We start from the raw sequence: 16,545 nt of genomic DNA, 5'->3' as shown, positions 1-16,545 counted from the left end.
TCCCAAGGAGAAAAGACTATGTGGTACTTTGCCTGGATTTTAGGTGTATTACTGGCGATCTCTTTCGGCATCATCAATGCGATGTGGCTGGAATCCGACCCGGCGTTTGATCTGGATAACGATCAGCCACAAGGCTGATCATCCTTACAGGCCAGCTCTCACCCATACAGCTGGAAGCTGGCCGGTTTTAAAATAGCAATACCGGAACCCCGATAATGAACATTCCCTATCCCAAGTCCGGCTGGACTCAGGCGCTGTCCCTGATCAGCGCCATCGCCATCAGCGTTGTGCTGACGGCATATCCACGACTGATTGCTGAATCGATTCACGAAGTGGATCACGGTCTATTCACCCTATTTATGTGGGCGGTCAGCGCAGGTTTTATTCATGGTGTTGGCTTTGAGCCTAAGGCAACGCTTTGGAGGGTTATGTTCCACCCAGTTATTGCTTGGTTGGTGATCGCTTACGGCTTGATTCAGTATCTTTCACACTAAGTACTTTGTTTAAGACATCTGTTGCGGTGTTCAGGATCTGATAACTAAAATAAAAGCCGCCTTTACAGTTGCTGCAAAGGCGGCTTTTAGTGGCTTGGCGCTAAATTATAAAATTAGCTGAACACCCAGAATTCTGCGTCAAGATCTAAAGCCTCTTCACCAACGATGACCTCTATAGGTGCTTTAGGCTCTTTGCGTAGGTTCGCCTTGAAATCTTCGTAAGCAGCAACTTGCACAACTAGGTCGCCATTGTCGTCAGTCATCAGCACTGCTTCGTTGCTAATTGCCTGCTGTAGCTTCTTTTTTTGACTGTTGGATACTGCTATTTCTTGAATACTCATAATTTACCTGATCAATTAATCGGTACAAACCTTGTGTAGTATACTCAATTTAATGCCGAAAGCGGCTATCATAGACAGCAGATCAGTAAATAAAGCCAAAAAATCCTGTCTGATCAAACATATTTCATAATTTATGCGTAAAGGTCTACAAAAAAGGTTTAGTTATCTTGTATACTTGCGCGCAAATTTCACTCTGACTGAATGTAGCGTAGAATAATGTCAAACTTATCTCTTTATAGAAACATCGGTATTTTCGCTCACGTAGATGCGGGTAAAACCACAACTACTGAACGTATCCTAAAACTAACTGGTAAAATCCATAAGCTGGGTGAAGTACACGAAGGCGAGTCCACTATGGACTTCATGGATCAAGAAGCTGAACGTGGTATTACCATTCAGTCAGCGGCAACCACTTGCTTCTGGAAAGGTCACCGCTTCAACGTTATTGATACTCCGGGTCACGTTGACTTCACTATCGAAGTATACCGTTCTTTGAAAGTACTAGACGGTGGTATCGGTGTATTCTGTGGCTCAGGTGGTGTAGAGCCTCAGTCTGAAACTAACTGGCGTTATGCGAACGACTCTGAAGTTGCACGTTTGATCTTTGTTAACAAATTGGATCGTACTGGTGCTGACTTCTATCGCGTTGTAGGTCAAGTTAAGAAGGTTCTGGGCGCAAATCCATTGGTAATGACTTTGCCAATCGGTATCGAAGACCAGTTCAAAGGTGTTGTAGACGTTCTGACCAAACAAGCTTACGTTTGGGATGAGTCTGGCCAACCAGAAAACTACGAAGTTAAAGAAGTTCCAGAAGATATGGTTGATCTGGTTGAGAAATACCACGAGCAACTGATCGAGACTGCTGTTGAGCAAGACGATGATCTGATGGAAGCTTACATGGAAGGTGAAATTCCTTCTATTGAAGATCTGAAGCGTTGTATCCGTAAAGGTACGCGTGACCTAGCATTCTTCCCAACATTCTGTGGTTCTGCGTTCAAAAACAAAGGTATGCAGTTAATTCTGGATGCGGTTGTTGATTACCTGCCATCTCCAACAGAAGTTGATCCACAGCCTCTGACTAACCCAGAGACTGGTGAAGAGACTGGTGAAGTAGCTGTTGTATCGGTTGACGAGCCATTCCGCGCGTTGGCGTTCAAGATCATGGACGACCGTTTCGGTGCTCTGACGTTCATCCGTATCTACTCAGGTAAACTGGCTAAGGGTGACACCGTACTGAACTCTGCGACAGGTAAAACTGAGCGTATTGGCCGTATGGTTGAGATGCATGCTAACGACCGTAACGAGATCGATTCTGCACAAGCAGGTGACATCATCGCGGTTGTTGGTATGAAGAACGTACGTACTGGTCACACCCTGTGTGATGTTAAGCACGAATGTACACTTGAGCCAATGATCTTCCCAGATCCAGTAATCTCTATCGCTGTAGCACCTAAAGACAAAGGTTCTTCTGAGAAACTGGGTGTTGCACTAGGTAAGATGATCGCTGAAGATCCATCATTCCAAGTAGAAACTGATATCGATTCTGGCGAAACCATTCTGAAAGGTATGGGTGAGCTACACCTAGATATTAAAGTAGACATTCTGAAGCGTACTTTCGGTATTGATCTAGTAGTAGGTGCTCCTCAAGTAGCTTACCGTGAAACTATCACGGCAGCGGTTGAAGACAGCTACACGCACAAGAAACAGTCTGGTGGTTCTGGTCAGTTCGGTAAGATTGACTACCGCATCCGTCCAGGTGAGCCAGGCTCTGGCTTCAAGTTCCTGTCAACAGTTGTAGGCGGTAACGTACCAAAAGAATTCTGGCCAGCAGTTGAGAAAGGCTTCAAGTCTATGATGGACGAAGGTACTTTAGCAGGCTTCCCTGTTCTAGACCTTGAAGTTGAACTGTATGACGGTTCTTTCCACGCGGTTGACTCTTCTGCGATTGCGTTCGAAATTGCAGCTAAAGGTGCATTCCGTCAGTCTATTCCTAAAGCGAAACCACAACTGATTGAGCCTATCATGAAAGTTGACGTGTTCTCTCCAGAGGACAACGTAGGTGACGTAATTGGTGACTTGAACCGTCGTCGCGGCATGATCAAAGATCAAGAGCCAGGCGCAATGGGCATCCGTATTAAAGCAGACGTTCCACTATCTGAAATGTTTGGTTATATCGGTCACCTACGTACTATTACTTCTGGTCGTGGTCAGTTCTCTATGGAGTTCTCTCACTACCTGCCTTGCCCTAACAGCGTTGCTGAGAAGGTTATCGCAGAAGTTAAAGAGCGTAACGCAGCTAAAAAGTAATTTTTTAACTGTTCGTACGGCTTGACTTAAAACCCCGGTGATGAAAATCATCGGGGTTTTCTTATTTAAGACTACAGAAGTTTTTGGCAGAAACTAGAAAGTTATTTAAAGTTCAGTCTGGTAGTATGAAGAGGAACATCTCCGATATTCAAAATATCAAGTACGTTAATAACTGATAAAGTCAATGTTCTTTGGATTTAAGCGGCAAGCCATGTCCCTACCCATCTTATATTCCTTTCGTCGTTGCCCCTACGCCATGCGCGCCCGCTTAGCTTTAATCTTTGCTGAGCAGAAGGTTGAGCTACGCGAGATTGTGCTAAAAAACAAACCTGTCGCTATGTTGGCACTCAGTCCCAAAGGTACTGTGCCTGTATTGCAATTATCGGCAGGGCAGTTGAGGCATGGGCAGAGCGTGCTTGAAGAAAGCCGAGATATTATGCAATGGGCGCTAGAGCAGTACGATCCAAAAGGACTGCTGCAAGTGCAGCCGGATAGCAGCCAGAAACTGATGGACGAAAACGACCAAAGCTTTAAATACTGGTTAGATCGCTATAAATATGCAGATCGCTACCCAGAACAAAGCCAAGCTTATTATCGTGAACAAGGGGAATTGTTTTTACAGCAACTTGAAAGTCTTCTAAGCAAGCAACCCTACTTGCTTGGAGCCAATATCAGCTTGGCTGATATTGGCATAATGCCCTTTGTACGCCAATTTGCTCATGTTGATCGGCAGTGGTTTAACGCAGCGCCTTACCCTCGATTACAGAGTTGGTTAAATCAATGGCTGGAAAGCCGAGAGTTTAAAAAAGTGATGACCTCTTACCAGTCTTGGCAAGAGGACGAAAAAGGACAGGTGTTTTGTTTATAGGCTTAAAAAGTTAAGCTCGAACGACCTTTGAGATTTAATCAGGGTTTCTCTTAGCAATTTGTTTATCAACGACTAGCGGTAATTGTTCGTTCAGGCTTGCAACTGCACGTTTGATTTTACTTAGCAACTCTTGTTTAGTTTCTTGAAGTTTAATCAAACTCTCACTTTTTGACTGTTTGCCCGACAGCTGCTCTTGTAGGCCCTTCAGCTCCGCTTTAAGCTCATCCACTTGTACGGGGATCTCATCCAGCAACTGAGATTGGGCATCGAAATACTGGTCAAATTGGCTTAGCGTTTCCTGCACTTCTTTTGAGAATGACTTAAACTCTTGTGAAATATCATTGTCATGCTTTATCGCAGAGTCTCCACCGCTTTCTTCGATCAATAAGCGATTTTGGAACTCTCTTAACTGGGATTCAAATTGCTCAATCTGAAACTTCATCATGTCGATAGCATCATTACACTCATCCTGGAATGTATCTGCTTCAATACCGTATGTACGGTATATCTCGTCATAATGGCTGAATTTCTCGAAAATTGCTGCAATTTGCAGCATCACCATGTTAAGCGTGAGCGGCTCAACAACTTCTTCTTGAGCAGGTGCTTTTGAGGCGCTCTCTTGATATTTGTTGTCTATATAAGCAATAAGCTCGTCTTTAAACTGCGCAATACTTTCGTCAATTAGCAGTTTGATTTGGGCTTCTAATTGCGGTGATAGAGATGGACTGTTGCTCATATAATGCCATAAACCTTATCTTTGTCTGCTTAAAACCAAGCGCACTGTTTCAATTTTAACACTGATTTGAGGCGCTTGTTTATTTCTGAACAAAAAAACAATAGTGAGTCATTTTTAAAATGCTGAATAATTTATCCAGCCTTAACCCAAATATCCCTAAGCCTTATTTAGCATCTGCAAAATAACGGTTTGCACCTCTGCGATCTCTTTATAGCTTTGATCTCGGCCAGAGCCACCTGCGTGACCAGAGTCCATACGGGTGCGTAGATGCAAATTCTCGACCTGCTGGTTCAATAGGCGGTATGCCCATTTGGTTGGCTCCCAGTACTGTACTCTAGGGTCGTTAAGGCCTGCCTCAATCCATAGCTCTGGATTGTTTTTTGAATCTTGATGTAGCTGAGGTTTGAGATTGTCCAGCGGACTCCAATGCTGAATACGCCAGTATGCCTCTGCTTGTTCAGGATTACCCCACTCCTCATATTCGGTTAGGGTGAGCGGAAGCTCTGGCCTTGACATGCTACGTAGTACATCGACAAACGGTACTTCAGCAACAATGCCTTTTAACTGTTCTGGAATACGATTGTACATAGCGCCAAGTACAATGCCTGCGGCACTCCCACCTTGTAAAACGAGTTGTTCTGAGTTTGTGATGCCTAAAGCAATAAGCCCTGTAATGCAGTGTTGTAAGTCTCGAATACTGTTTTCTTTGTAGCCTAGGCGCCCCTGTTTGTACCAATCTTCACCACAGTCGCTCCCGCCTCGAATATGTGCAATGGCAAAAATAATGCCGCGCTCAAGCAAGCTCAGCCGACTCGCAGAAAACCAAGGGTCAAGCGCATCACCATAAGCACCGTAGGTATAGAGTAGTATAGGTGCTGGTTGTTGATGATTAATTGCAGACCCAAGCAGATCACGTTGCCCTATTAAGCTTACAGGGATTGCACTGCCGTCCCAGCTAGGTAGCAGAATGCGCTGGCAGTCAAACTGGCTCAAATCTGTGTTATTCAGTGGAATCTGTTTTAAACAGTTCAGTTTCTTTAGGTTTAGATCATAGCTGTATAGCGCAGCGGGCTGTGTAAAGGACTCAAGCTCTAGGCGTACTTGCTGGCTACAGCTTTTTGGATTGTCTGATAAATTAATAGAGGCTAAAGGAAAGGGGGCAACAAACTCATGCTGTAAGGTGCCGCTCAGTTTGTGAACACTGAATTGCTGTTGCCCCATTTGATGCTCACGACTGAGAATAAGCAGGTGTTGCTCAAATAGCTCAAAACCTTCAAATGTTAGGCTGCCATAGGTGATGCTCTGCGGGTAGAGCTGTTCTGCTTGCTGGTTAAATAACTCTATAGTGCAAGGCATTACAGATTTATCAATTTTAAATAAAGCAAAGTAAGGTGAGCGAAGATTACTACGGATAAAAAGTTGTTCACCAAGACTATCAACATGGTATTCATGTTGCTCTACTCTTGGGCAAACCAGCGTAGGTGTTGCGTAAGGTTGGTCTGCGGGCAAAAAGTAATACTCTGTGCTTTGCTTGCTCAAACTTTCGATAAATAAAGTTTTTCGATCTCGACTTTTGCTACAGCCCAGCCAGAAGCGCCCATCAGGTTCGGTAAAGATCACTTGTTGTGTTTGAGTCTGAATATTGAGCACCAAAACTTGCCAAGGACGTTGGGTGTCATCCAAAGGGTAACAAATGAGCAGGTCTTGGTCTTCGCTCCAAAGTAAGTCCGATGCAAGAGGCGGTAGTTCTGGAAGCGCCAACCATTGCTGTGTGTTGAGATCGATTATTTTGAGCTGATACTGTTCATCACCCTCTGTATCAACACTCATGGCCAGCAAACTTTCATCAGGGGAAATGGCAATATCCCCTAAGTCAAAATAGTCTTCACCTTCAGCCAAGTGGTTTTGATCAAGGTAACAGGTTGCTTGCTCTGGTTTACCAATTGGGTAGCGCCAAAACTGAGGATAGTTTAGTGTTTCACTGGTGCGTACAAAGTAGCTAAAATGCTCTAAATCAGAAGGGTAGCTGTCGTTGTTTAAAGGCGTACGATGTTTGATCTCTTGAAATAAGTCATTCTGAACACTGCTATTAAGCCACTGATCTGCGCGCGCATTCTGCGACTTTAAAAAATTGAGCGTTTTAGTCGATTTTTTCTCAAGCCATTTATCCTGCTCAGGTACAAGTGTTCGGTTTAAAAAGTTGGGGTGGTCGTTATTTGTTAAAGCTTGAGACATAATAGGCTGCTTATGACGAAAGAGAGCGTAATGGGTGCATCAACTGAAAATATTTTTTGGTTCAGTCAGTTAACTTAATAGACGCGCTATGTTAAACGGAACACGAGAGATATTAAACGGAAAGCAATATGACGTTTGAAGACTATCAAGTTTGGGGCTGGAGCTTTTATGCGCTGGCAGCAATTATTGTATTAGGCGTAACCTTACGAATCACTCTATCTTGGCCTTTGTTTCTACGGAGCTGGCTGCGAGTGACTGCTTTTGTCATCATGGCAGTACCTTGGTATGTGCAAGGGAATGCTGGGCCGATGGCACCTGCTATTATCATCAGTTTTTTTGAAGCGCTCACTCTAGACCTTGAGTCATGGGCAAGGGCAGGAAAACCATTACTATTAGCAATGGCAGGAGGTTATGTGCTGATGTTGCTGTATTGGTTTTATGCTCGAAAGCAGGTTCAAGAGGATGCTGAGCCAGTTCCGGCACGTACAGAGCCACATCTGTAGTTGAACTCAGTAGTAATCGCTGGTTTTTTTCTATTGCGCATTGTTTGTGTAACCCATCTGGCACACAATAACGCCATTCAATCAATGAGTATGGTAGGGCCTGAGCTTTAACTCCCTGTTACTTCTAACGATTTACTGCTATTTGCTAGATATATAGGGGAAATAAGTTTTCGGGATACTGGAAGGCTTCGGAAAATAGGATCTGGAAATAAACATGGTCGCACACGTCGTTATTCTAACTGTGGTAATGCTGCTAGCAGGTGTTTTTGGTGGTTTAATCAACTACTACCTGCTGAATCAAAACAATAAAGACACGGCCGCAATTGCGCGCTGTCTTGTTGTTGGTGTTGGGGCATCTTTCTTAGTGCCCGTTGTTTTGGATATGGTTGGCAGCAACATTGTTGTTTTAAGCCAATCTGATTCATCTAAGATGCTGATTTATACAGGGATTTGTTTAATTGCAGCCATCGGTTCTCGTGTTGTGGTAACCAATACAGTAGACCGTACAATGCTGGCAGCAGAAAGTGCTAAAACCTCTACAGAAGAGTTACGTTTACAGCTAAAGCAACTGCAGGATGCCATCGTACCGCTACTGGAAACAGAAACTGAGCGTGACGATACGTTAGAGGTGTCAAACTTAGAGCTTGATAGCTTAGATGTTTCCTCGACTGCGGTATTAAAAAGCTTGGCCAGTGGACGCCATATTTACCGTGCGCTACATGGTTTAAGCAAAGAAACTGAATTTGATGAAACAGATCTACAAAAAAGTTTATCTGTACTTGTAGGTAAAGGTTTAGCGGGTCGAGTTAATGGTGGCTGGGGAGTGCGTTGGTATATTACTGAGCGCGGTCGAAAACTATCTGAAACACTGGTTTAAACTGACTTAAAGCGAATAAGGATCGGCAATGGCATCCTCAGTGAGATCGATACGTAATAAATTCACTCGTTTGATAACACAGACTGCTTTGCAGCTTGTTGTATTGAGTGCTCTGTCAGGATTGATAATGACAAACGCATGGGCTGCAGATGTAAAGCCCGATGTACGCGTGTTAATTGATATTTCAGGCAGTATGAAGGAAAACGATCCTAATAATTTGAGGGTGCCAGCACTGAATCTGCTGGTTGATTTATTGCCAGAGGACAGTCGTGCGGGGGTCTGGACATTTGGTGCCTACGTCAACTTGCTCGTACCACATGAAAAAGTAAATGAAGATTGGCGGCGATTGGCGCGAAGCCATAGTCGAGACATCACCTCTAATGCTTTGTTTACCGACATTGAGAATGCATTAGAGCGCTCTACTTATGATGCAAAGCGTAAACGCGAAGGCTTTGAGCGACACATTATTCTTCTGACAGACGGTTTGGTTGACATCTCTGAAGCCAGCACTGAGCGGCAAAAGAGGTTTGAAAATAACAAATCCCGTGATCATATCTTGTTAGATCTTTTACCTCGTTTGAAAGATGCAGGTTTCACCATTCATACTGTTGCGTTATCAGATAATGCCGATAAAGATCTAATGTTAAAGCTTGCTCAGCGCACAGGTGGTTTGGCCGCAGTTGCAAATAATGCAGAAGAACTGATGCAGTTATTTGTACAAGCTCTTGATCGTACCGCCCCAAGCGAGCAAGTACCGCTAGATAATAATAGATTCTTAGTTGACAGTAGCATTAATGAATTCACCGCATTGGTATTCCATAAACCGAATAGTCAACGTGTGTTTTTGATCTCCCCTAAGGGTGAACGCTATACCTCACTCACTCACCCATCGACGGTGCGCTGGCACTATGAAACACGCTACGACTTGATTACGGTGACAGACCCAGAAGATGGTGAATGGCTGATTGAAACAGAGCTACACCCTGATAATCGTGTCACAGTTGTATCAGACTTAAGCTTGTCGGTTAGTGATGTACCTGCCACTCTGTTTCGGGGTTTAAGCTTAGATCTAGAAGCCTCCATTAAAGAGGAAGGTGAAGTTATCACCCGCAAAGAGTTCCTAAAAGTTGTCTCTATGGAAGCAGAGCAGGTTGGCGATAATGATCAAAGCCTGCAAAAAGATATAATGACAGGCAAGCCTGGTAGTGTAGGTGTATTCAATACTCAGCTTGGCCCGTTTAATAATACAGGCAACTACCGTATTAAAGTGAACTTAGACGGTAAAACCTTCCAGCGATCAATTTCTCAGCCTGTCTTTGTACAAGATGTTGTAAGTAGCGAGGTTCAGTATGATCAAGCGAATCAAGCCGAGCGCATTTTGTTCAATAAAGTTTTCCCTGAACTGAAAGCCAATGAGATTCAGATCAGCGCTGAGGTGATGGGCTTAACTTTACAAGCGCAGTTAAACAGCAAAGATCAGTGGCGCTTAAATGTCCCAGAGCTTGACCGTAGCAAGCGCCAAGTGATTCGTGTTTTTGCTAAAGGTACAGTTCAAGGCAAGCCTTTTGATGTTGAGCTTGACCCTGTTGTTATCCCTCCACTAAATGCTGATGCAAAAGTAACCGCTCTTGATGAAGGCTCTGCGCTTAACGCACAGCCTTTAAATGATGGTAGTGGCAGTGGTCGTAACAACAGCAATAGCTCTTCAGCTGAAGATAAAGAGCCAATGCCACGCATGAACCTACTTGATCCAAACGATCAACCGTTGAACCCTAGCAAGCCAAGCGGAGACAACCTGCTTTGGGTTTATGCAGGTGTTGCGCTAGCCAATATCGCGCTTTTTGCAGGCGCATTCTGGCTATATCGCCGTTTTGTTCAGCGACGTTTAGCATCCCGCCAACAGGCTAGCAAAGACAGTGACGACCTGACACTATAATTGGAGAGTAAAGGCTGCGTTATGTGTGAACTGATGGGAATGACCGCCAATGTGCCTACTGATATCTGCTTTAGTTTCAGTGGGCTGGTGAAGCGTGGCGGTGGAACAGGCCCTCATAAAGATGGCTGGGGTATCGCATTCTATGAAGGGCGTGGCTATCGAGAGTTTCGCGATCCCAATCCATCAGTTGACTCTGAGATTGCACGCCTAATACAGCGTTATCCTATTAAAAGCCGTGTCGTGATTAGCCATATCCGTCAGGCAAACGTGGGTGGCATCTGCTTAGAGAATACTCACCCTTTTAATCGTGAGTTATGGGGTCAGCATTGGAGTTATGCCCACAATGGGCAGTTAGAAGAGTCTGCATTGCATTTCCCTGCAAGTTTTTATCAACCCGTTGGCACCACCGATAGTGAGCAGGCATTTTGCTGGTTATTGGCTCAGTTAAGACTGAACTTTCCTATAGGCACTAATAGAGTTGATAAGAGCAGTACATCAGATTTAGGTGGCTGTGTAGAGCGTTCAGGCTGTATTGAGCAAATAAGCACAGCAATTCATACTTGGTGTGAACAGCTTAGAGGTAAAGGCGTTTTTAATATGCTGCTCTCCAATGGCGAGTATCTATTTGCCTACTGTTCAACAAAGTTACACCATATTACGCGTTGTGCGCCCTTTGGCGAGGCAGTTTTATCCGATACGGAACTGCAAGTTGACTTTAAAAAAGTGACCACGCCTAATGATATTGTCACCGTTATTGCAACGCAGCCACTGACCGATAATGAACAATGGACACCGATGCAAACAGGCGAACTTGCTGTTTTCAAAAATGGGGAACTTATTTTACAGCGATTCGGTCAATAGGAGCTAAGCCAATTACATCTTCTATCACTCCTCGATGATTAATGCTAAACCGATATGAAATTGGTCGCTTAATGGTGCTGACCGAACCCAAACGACTTTTGCTTCCGCTTGAAAAGGCGCTAAAGGATTAATCAGCTCCACTTTGACCTCAGTACCAATTTTTAGCTGAACAGGGGATCGAATAGAAAGCCCAGAGTGGCTAAAGTCTAGACAAAAAACAGTCACTGATGACGGGCTATGCTTCGGCGTAACCAAAAGAGGGCTGTTAAGCTTGATGCGTGAAGACTGTCGCTTCTCTACTGAAAGTACAAAATCCATCAAATTCACCTTCACATTTTGTATACATATCATTGCTAGAATTGAAGTCTTTATTAACTATGGCACAAAGATTAACGAGATATCACCTGAGTGTTTCCCTAAAAATACCTAGGTATTACACTAGGTGTTCATACATTTGAGGGTCAAAGGCTATCATGTTTTCTACAATCACAGATGCGGCTTTGATCCCTTCAAATAGTAGCCAATGCAAAGGGAAGTCGCCATTTGAGCAGCTATGCCAAACCATTACTATTCAAACCCTCGCATCAGATTTCTCTCCTGAAAAGCTTAGCTCAAATATTGAACTTGTCATATTCGAGCTGTCTAGCTTTGGTGATTTGTTCAGGTTAGAGCCTTGGCTCGATTCACAACGCACTTATGCACTAGTATTGTGGGCTGATGAATGTCAGCATGACGTTGTGATTAAAGCGTTAGAAGCAGGAGCAGACGATTATATTTTAAACCCTGAAAGCCACTCAAAATTGGCGTCATTAGTGTTAAGTCGCGCAGTTACCCGTATGCGAGATGCACGACAGAGCATACAGACCTATACTGAACTAGAGCAGATTAATCTTGAGCTGATGACAAGCCTAGATGTTTTGCGCCAAGACCAGCAAGCCGGACGCTACGTGCAGCAGAGAATGCTACCCCAAACCCCTTGGCAACATGGCGGTATGACGTTTGAGCATACAATCTGCCCATCTCTTTATTTGAGTGGTGACGTCGTGGATTACTTACCTATAGACACAGATCGAGTGCTATTTTATTTGGCAGATGTGTCAGGGCACGGAGCCTCATCCGCCTTTATTACAATTCTGTTAAGAGTGTTTATTCGTCGCTATGTGACTAGGCGTTTGGAACGAGGCCAATTGATCTCAACGGCTCAGATCCTAACAGAAGTGAATCAAGAACTACTCGATACCTCGCTAGGCAAGCATCTCACTATATTTATCGGCGTAATAGACCAACGCCAACATCTATTGCGTTATAGCAATGGTGCTCAATTTCCTACTCCCATACTACATAGTGTTGACCAAACGCAATTTATTGGAGAAAAAGGTCTACCTGTTGGACTTTTTGCCGATGCGACTTACGAGGAGTTTGAGTTATTGTTGCACCCGCGTTACCATCTCTCGCTCTTTTCAGACGGGGTTTTTGAAGTGATGAAAAATAACACCCTTGCAGAGAAAGAAAGCCAACTGTTATCACTTGCACAACAGTTTGCTGGAGATCACGCTGGATTAGTGCAATGGTTCAATCAGATGGGTATGAAAAGCTCACCTGATGATGTCACAATGTTGACCATATCGGACACTTGATATGCAAAATGGCAAAATTCTAATCGCTGAAAATCAAGGCGTTTATGTTCTGAAGTTTATGGGCGATGTACGCTTGACACTTTGTTCGACGATTGATGCCTTGCTGAAACGAATTTTCTGCCAAGGTTGTCTAAAATCCGTAGTGATTGACTTGACTGAAACAGAAGGCATTGACAGTACAGCCCTAGGGTTATTAGCTAAAATTGCGGTAAGTACAAAAGGGCAAATCAGTCAAAAACCCACCATCATCAGCACCCGAGAAGACATTACACGTATTTTGATTTCAATGGGCTTTGAACATTATTTTCTAATGGTACACGAACCAATAGAGCTTAATCAGCCTTTAACTGAGGCGCCTATTTTAGATGAGTGCGTTGAAAGTATTAGGCAAAAAGTGATAGACGCACATCGTGTGCTAATGGGGCTAAACCCTCACAACAAAGAAGAATTTGCACCTGTTGTCTTTGCCCTAGAAAGTTGCCAACCCAATATTACCTCTCATTAAGTTGGCAACCTTATCTGACACACGCTTTAAAATATTAAGCGTGCTCTTTTTCTGGCGTATCTAAAAGCGCTTGCTCCGAAACTAATGCCAATGCTTGCTCTAATACCTCAGGGCCAGAACCCGGTTTATGGGCATTTTCACTAAGGTAGCGACGAAACTTACGGCCACCTGCACAGCCCTGAAAAATTCCTAGCATATGACGACTGATATGATTCAAATAACAGCCCGCAGAAACCTGTTGCTCAATATAAGGCAGCATTAAGCGCACAGCATCGTGGCGTGAAATCATAGGGGTATCGCGGCCAAACAACTGCTGATCAACCTGAGCCAAAATATAAGGATTTTGGTACGCCTCGCGCCCAACCATCACCCCATCTACATGCGCCAAGTGCTGATGCATTGCTTCGAACTGCGTAATTCCGCCATTGATCACAATGTTCAGCTCTGGGTAACGCTGCTTCATCTGGTAAACAATGTCGTAATCTAAAGGCGGAATTTCACGATTTTCCTTAGGACTTAACCCTTTAAGCCAAGCTTTACGGGCGTGAATTGTAAAACTGCGACACCCAGTCTTCGCAACGGTCTCAATAAACTCAGGCAAAATCTGATAAGGGTCTTGCTCATCAATACCAATACGGCACTTAACCGTAACAGGCTTGTCAGTCGATGCTTGCATCGCCTGCACACAATCAGCAACCAGCTGCGGATGCGCCATTAAACAAGCCCCAATCATATTGTTTTGCACCCGATCACTGGGGCAGCCCACATTTAAATTGATCTCATCAAAACCATATTCGGTAGCAATAGCAGTGCTTTTAGCAAGCTCTTCTGGATTGCCGCCACCCAACTGCAATGCAACAGGGTGCTCTTGTGCGTTAAATCCTAGAAAGCGCTCGGTGTTATTACCAAATAAAATTGCACCTGTTGTGACCATCTCGGTGTAAAGCAGCGCCTCTTTTGACAACAGGCGCGCAAAATAACGATAGTGCCGATCAGTCCAGTCCAGCATAGGGGCAACGGAGAAGCGTTGGCAGCCGTAATCTATTGATTTTAAAGTATTTTCTTCTAATTCAAACGTGTTTAGCACTGTGCATATACCCATTATTAAATGCGTGTTTTCTAGCTTTTTCTGTATATTGTTGCACCCAAAGTGCACCATTTTTAGCAAGGCGCACCACTTGTTTTGGGGCGCATTATGGCGACTATTACAAAGAGAGGAACCACAGAGGGTACAATCAAGTACAAGGCAGATATACGGATAAAGAAATCTGGTCGAATTATACACAGAGAATCATGCACATTCGATATAAGACTTGGGTCAAAAAAACAGGACACTCATAAAAACTAGGCCCTCTAGAAAACATGGTCTACATTGAACTCAACCGCTAAGGAATAGCTTGTTCATCAAGGAGGATACACCATGACCCGCGCTCGCTCAGAACAAATCTGCCCATCGGATACCCCTTACTATCACTGCATTGCCCGTTGTGTTCGCCGTACGTTTTTATGCCGCCAGATGGGTTGAAACTTAACCGAGCGATAGGCTGTTTAAACAAGCTAAAACAGTACGCCGAACGAGTGGATTGTGCATGGCTGCACGGTGAGGCACAGTCTAAGCATTTATATCATGACGGTGTCGTATGTTGATTTTTCAGATACAAATGAATGGGTGTCCGAATTTTCTCCAGTTAAGTTGTTATGATCAAAAATAATAAGAAAGGGATAGTTGCTGTCTTGTGGTACTAGTTTTGATGATCTTGTACTCATAGGCGAATACATGGTTTTCTCTTCTAGCAATACTGAGAGATTGTGCGTCAAGGTTTTTTGTTTCATATTTTATCGAGAAGGCGTTGGACTTAAACTGAATGCCAGAATAGACGGGAAAAGTAGCAGAGTTTGAGAACTCGATGCAGGGTAAACTTTAATCTTTACTGATAAAACAGAGAGCCCATCCAAATCCTTGTCATCGATTTTTGGTGTAGTGGGGTTTTGATATTTGGATTGGTTATTACAGATGTTTCTGTAATTAAGGCTAAACACGTCAAGCAGCCTACTCCACCAAAAGAGTTTAAGCTGCATCTTGTGAAGTAAAAATCAAGAGTCTGTCACAATCAGTGCGGGCTCTTAACTATTTAAATAAAAAAGTCCACAAAGCCGTATGAATTAAATCGCCATATCCCCAAATGATAGTACCAATAACCATCAAAGTATACCTATAGCGACTCACCCAAACTTCAGAACCATAGAATTTATTGCTCAAATACAAACTGCAGCCAAGCTGCATACCGTAAAAAGCCTGATCGTTCTTCGCGTCTTCAAGCAGCTTTCTACCTTTCGAGAAAAAAAGCTTGGTTTATATAAAGATGAAGCAATAGAAATAAAAAAAATAGCAGTCAAAACAATGCGTTCTATAAAAATAGATTTCGATATTTTTCCAACGATGTCTTTTTGACTCTCGCTATAAGAGTAACCAGATGATATATCAAGCAATTCATTAAGTTTGCCAATAAGATTGAAATCATTAGTACTCTTCGCCAAATTAAAAACGGTGTCGATAAGAACCTCTTTATCATCCGATATAGCATACTGATAACCTATCCTTATCAGGGATTCTTTTTCCAAGTAAATCATACTGGATTTCTCAATTAAAACTAAAATCTCTCCTTTATAAACACCGTGATAAGCAATCATTTATATAATCCTGAAAAATTAAAATAATATTAGCCTATCATTTTTTTACTACGATAGAAATCATATAAATTACAAGGCTATCAGCGGATAACACGTTAATTCAGCGTGTTATCCGGTGTGGCTTTGCTACACCTTTTCAGAGCTATTTTCCCCGCGCGCTGTCGTTAGAGCGTAGCGTTAGCGGGGCTTTTTAGTCTGGCTATTTATAACCAAGCACGGCCATTTATAAAAGGGGCGGTTGCAGACTCTGAGTGCAACACGCTACTGAACTAATGTGGTGGTATTATATTCTTTCGCCATCACTTCACTAATTACTTCAATGGGGCATCGGTATTCAAAACGCTGCCGAGGCCTGATATTCAACTCATAAGCAATCGCATCCAACTGCTCCTGACTGTGCACTGACAGATCCGTTCCTTTAGGTAAATATTGGCGGATTAGGCCATTGATATTCTCATTGCTTCCCCGCTGCCACGGACTGTGTGGATCACAAAAATAGATCGCTACACCTGTACGTTGCGTGATTTCCGCATGCTTAGCCATCTCTTTGCCTT

The 16,545-nt window shown here is 43.5% G+C and carries 17 protein-coding genes and 1 pseudogene; 11 read left to right on the top strand and 7 right to left on the bottom strand.

The features are described from left to right. Positions 1 to 18: 18 nt before the first annotated feature. Both cydX and B5D26_RS13680 read left to right on the top strand, forming a co-directional pair. Entirely contained in the window at positions 19 to 138 is a 120-nt protein-coding gene (gene cydX / locus B5D26_RS13685) for a cytochrome bd-I oxidase subunit CydX (protein WP_078746289.1), read from the top strand. 77 nt (positions 139 to 215) lie between these two features. After that, a complete protein-coding gene (locus B5D26_RS13680; RefSeq protein ID WP_078746288.1) occupies positions 216 to 494 on the top strand; it encodes a cyd operon YbgE family protein in 279 nt (92 codons plus the stop codon). A 113-nt stretch (positions 495 to 607) separates the two neighbouring features. On the opposite strand, the gene B5D26_RS13675 is transcribed toward B5D26_RS13680, so the two are convergent. Continuing rightward, positions 608 to 835, bottom strand: coding sequence for an FIG domain-containing protein (locus tag B5D26_RS13675; RefSeq protein WP_078746287.1), 228 nt, complete (start codon positions 833 to 835; stop codon positions 608 to 610). A 216-nt stretch (positions 836 to 1,051) separates the two neighbouring features. Between B5D26_RS13675 and fusA the strand changes: the two genes are divergently transcribed. Both fusA and B5D26_RS13665 read left to right on the top strand, forming a co-directional pair. Further along, entirely contained in the window at positions 1,052 to 3,142 is a 2,091-nt protein-coding gene (gene fusA, locus B5D26_RS13670; RefSeq protein ID WP_078746286.1) for an elongation factor G, read from the top strand. Positions 3,143 to 3,353: 211 nt separating this feature from the next. Beyond that, positions 3,354 to 4,010 (top strand): glutathione S-transferase, encoded by a 657-nt coding sequence (locus tag B5D26_RS13665; protein WP_078746285.1) that lies wholly within the window; start codon positions 3,354 to 3,356, stop codon positions 4,008 to 4,010. A gap of 34 nt (positions 4,011 to 4,044) precedes the next feature. Here B5D26_RS13665 and B5D26_RS13660 read toward each other — a convergent pair whose 3' ends face one another. Then, positions 4,045 to 4,746: a hypothetical protein gene (locus tag B5D26_RS13660; RefSeq protein WP_078746284.1), complete on the bottom strand. Its 702-nt coding sequence runs from the start codon at positions 4,744 to 4,746 to the stop codon at positions 4,045 to 4,047. Between the two features lie 156 nt (positions 4,747 to 4,902). Continuing rightward, positions 4,903 to 6,981: a prolyl oligopeptidase family serine peptidase gene (locus B5D26_RS13655; protein WP_078746283.1), complete on the bottom strand. Its 2,079-nt coding sequence runs from the start codon at positions 6,979 to 6,981 to the stop codon at positions 4,903 to 4,905. Positions 6,982 to 7,109: 128 nt separating this feature from the next. Between B5D26_RS13655 and B5D26_RS13650 the strand changes: the two genes are divergently transcribed. From B5D26_RS13650 to B5D26_RS13635, 4 genes are all read left to right on the top strand, one after another. Beyond that, a complete protein-coding gene (locus B5D26_RS13650; RefSeq protein WP_078746282.1) occupies positions 7,110 to 7,484 on the top strand; it encodes a hypothetical protein in 375 nt (124 codons plus the stop codon). Positions 7,485 to 7,698: 214 nt separating this feature from the next. Further along, positions 7,699 to 8,361, top strand: a complete 663-nt coding sequence (locus B5D26_RS13645; protein ID WP_078746281.1) for a YEATS-associated helix-containing protein — start codon at positions 7,699 to 7,701, stop codon at positions 8,359 to 8,361. Between the two features lie 127 nt (positions 8,362 to 8,488). Further along, positions 8,489 to 10,297: a VWA domain-containing protein gene (locus B5D26_RS13640; RefSeq protein WP_159445670.1), complete on the top strand. Its 1,809-nt coding sequence runs from the start codon at positions 8,489 to 8,491 to the stop codon at positions 10,295 to 10,297. A gap of 21 nt (positions 10,298 to 10,318) precedes the next feature. Continuing rightward, entirely contained in the window at positions 10,319 to 11,158 is an 840-nt protein-coding gene (locus B5D26_RS13635; RefSeq protein ID WP_078746279.1) for a class II glutamine amidotransferase, read from the top strand. Positions 11,159 to 11,182: 24 nt separating this feature from the next. On the opposite strand, the gene B5D26_RS13630 is transcribed toward B5D26_RS13635, so the two are convergent. After that, positions 11,183 to 11,476, bottom strand: coding sequence for a PilZ domain-containing protein (locus B5D26_RS13630; RefSeq protein WP_159445669.1), 294 nt, complete (start codon positions 11,474 to 11,476; stop codon positions 11,183 to 11,185). Positions 11,477 to 11,631: 155 nt separating this feature from the next. Between B5D26_RS13630 and B5D26_RS13625 the strand changes: the two genes are divergently transcribed. After that, positions 11,632 to 12,795: a PP2C family protein-serine/threonine phosphatase gene (locus B5D26_RS13625; RefSeq protein WP_078746277.1), complete on the top strand. Its 1,164-nt coding sequence runs from the start codon at positions 11,632 to 11,634 to the stop codon at positions 12,793 to 12,795. A gap of 1 nt (position 12,796) precedes the next feature. Beyond that, positions 12,797 to 13,300, top strand: coding sequence for an STAS domain-containing protein (locus B5D26_RS13620; protein ID WP_078746276.1), 504 nt, complete (start codon positions 12,797 to 12,799; stop codon positions 13,298 to 13,300). A gap of 34 nt (positions 13,301 to 13,334) precedes the next feature. Here B5D26_RS13620 and dusA read toward each other — a convergent pair whose 3' ends face one another. Continuing rightward, complete coding sequence (gene dusA / locus B5D26_RS13615) at positions 13,335 to 14,396, bottom strand: tRNA dihydrouridine(20/20a) synthase DusA (protein ID WP_407668537.1); 1,062 nt, start codon at positions 14,394 to 14,396, stop codon at positions 13,335 to 13,337. A 324-nt stretch (positions 14,397 to 14,720) separates the two neighbouring features. On the opposite strand from dusA, the pseudogene B5D26_RS16305 reads away from it, so the two are divergent. Further along, a pseudogene (locus B5D26_RS16305) lies at positions 14,721 to 14,810 on the top strand (Type I secretion system protein TolC); the annotation flags it as partial. Positions 14,811 to 15,556: 746 nt separating this feature from the next. Here B5D26_RS16305 and B5D26_RS13610 read toward each other — a convergent pair. Continuing rightward, positions 15,557 to 15,991 (bottom strand): hypothetical protein, encoded by a 435-nt coding sequence (locus tag B5D26_RS13610; RefSeq protein ID WP_078746274.1) that lies wholly within the window; start codon positions 15,989 to 15,991, stop codon positions 15,557 to 15,559. A gap of 261 nt (positions 15,992 to 16,252) precedes the next feature. Continuing rightward, positions 16,253 to 16,545, bottom strand: a 293-nt coding sequence (locus B5D26_RS13605) for an IS30 family transposase (protein ID WP_143833122.1), incomplete at its 5' end; no start/stop codon positions are given.

The sequence above is a fragment of the Oceanospirillum multiglobuliferum genome, from assembly GCF_900167095.1.
In the GTDB taxonomy this organism is placed as follows: domain Bacteria; phylum Pseudomonadota; class Gammaproteobacteria; order Pseudomonadales; family Halomonadaceae; genus Oceanospirillum; species Oceanospirillum multiglobuliferum.
This window is presented reverse-complemented; position numbering and strand designations above follow the sequence as displayed.

Excerpts from the sequence above, each read along its gene's own strand:
- cydX (WP_078746289.1), top strand. The coding sequence starts at position 19 with ATGTGGTACTTTGCCTGGATTTTAGGTGTATTACTGGCGATCTCTTTC.
- B5D26_RS13680 (WP_078746288.1), top strand. The coding sequence starts at position 216 with ATGAACATTCCCTATCCCAAGTCCGGCTGGACTCAGGCGCTGTCCCTG.
- B5D26_RS13675 (WP_078746287.1), bottom strand. The coding sequence starts at position 835 with ATGAGTATTCAAGAAATAGCAGTATCCAACAGTCAAAAAAAGAAGCTA.
- fusA (WP_078746286.1), top strand. The coding sequence starts at position 1,052 with ATGTCAAACTTATCTCTTTATAGAAACATCGGTATTTTCGCTCACGTA.
- B5D26_RS13665 (WP_078746285.1), top strand. The coding sequence starts at position 3,354 with ATGTCCCTACCCATCTTATATTCCTTTCGTCGTTGCCCCTACGCCATG.
- B5D26_RS13660 (WP_078746284.1), bottom strand. The coding sequence starts at position 4,746 with ATGAGCAACAGTCCATCTCTATCACCGCAATTAGAAGCCCAAATCAAA.
- B5D26_RS13655 (WP_078746283.1), bottom strand. The coding sequence starts at position 6,981 with ATGTCTCAAGCTTTAACAAATAACGACCACCCCAACTTTTTAAACCGA.
- B5D26_RS13650 (WP_078746282.1), top strand. The coding sequence starts at position 7,110 with ATGACGTTTGAAGACTATCAAGTTTGGGGCTGGAGCTTTTATGCGCTG.
- B5D26_RS13645 (WP_078746281.1), top strand. The coding sequence starts at position 7,699 with ATGGTCGCACACGTCGTTATTCTAACTGTGGTAATGCTGCTAGCAGGT.
- B5D26_RS13640 (WP_159445670.1), top strand. The coding sequence starts at position 8,489 with ATGACAAACGCATGGGCTGCAGATGTAAAGCCCGATGTACGCGTGTTA.
- B5D26_RS13635 (WP_078746279.1), top strand. The coding sequence starts at position 10,319 with ATGTGTGAACTGATGGGAATGACCGCCAATGTGCCTACTGATATCTGC.
- B5D26_RS13630 (WP_159445669.1), bottom strand. The coding sequence starts at position 11,476 with ATGGATTTTGTACTTTCAGTAGAGAAGCGACAGTCTTCACGCATCAAG.
- B5D26_RS13625 (WP_078746277.1), top strand. The coding sequence starts at position 11,632 with ATGTTTTCTACAATCACAGATGCGGCTTTGATCCCTTCAAATAGTAGC.
- B5D26_RS13620 (WP_078746276.1), top strand. The coding sequence starts at position 12,797 with ATGCAAAATGGCAAAATTCTAATCGCTGAAAATCAAGGCGTTTATGTT.
- B5D26_RS13610 (WP_078746274.1), bottom strand. The coding sequence starts at position 15,991 with ATGATTGCTTATCACGGTGTTTATAAAGGAGAGATTTTAGTTTTAATT.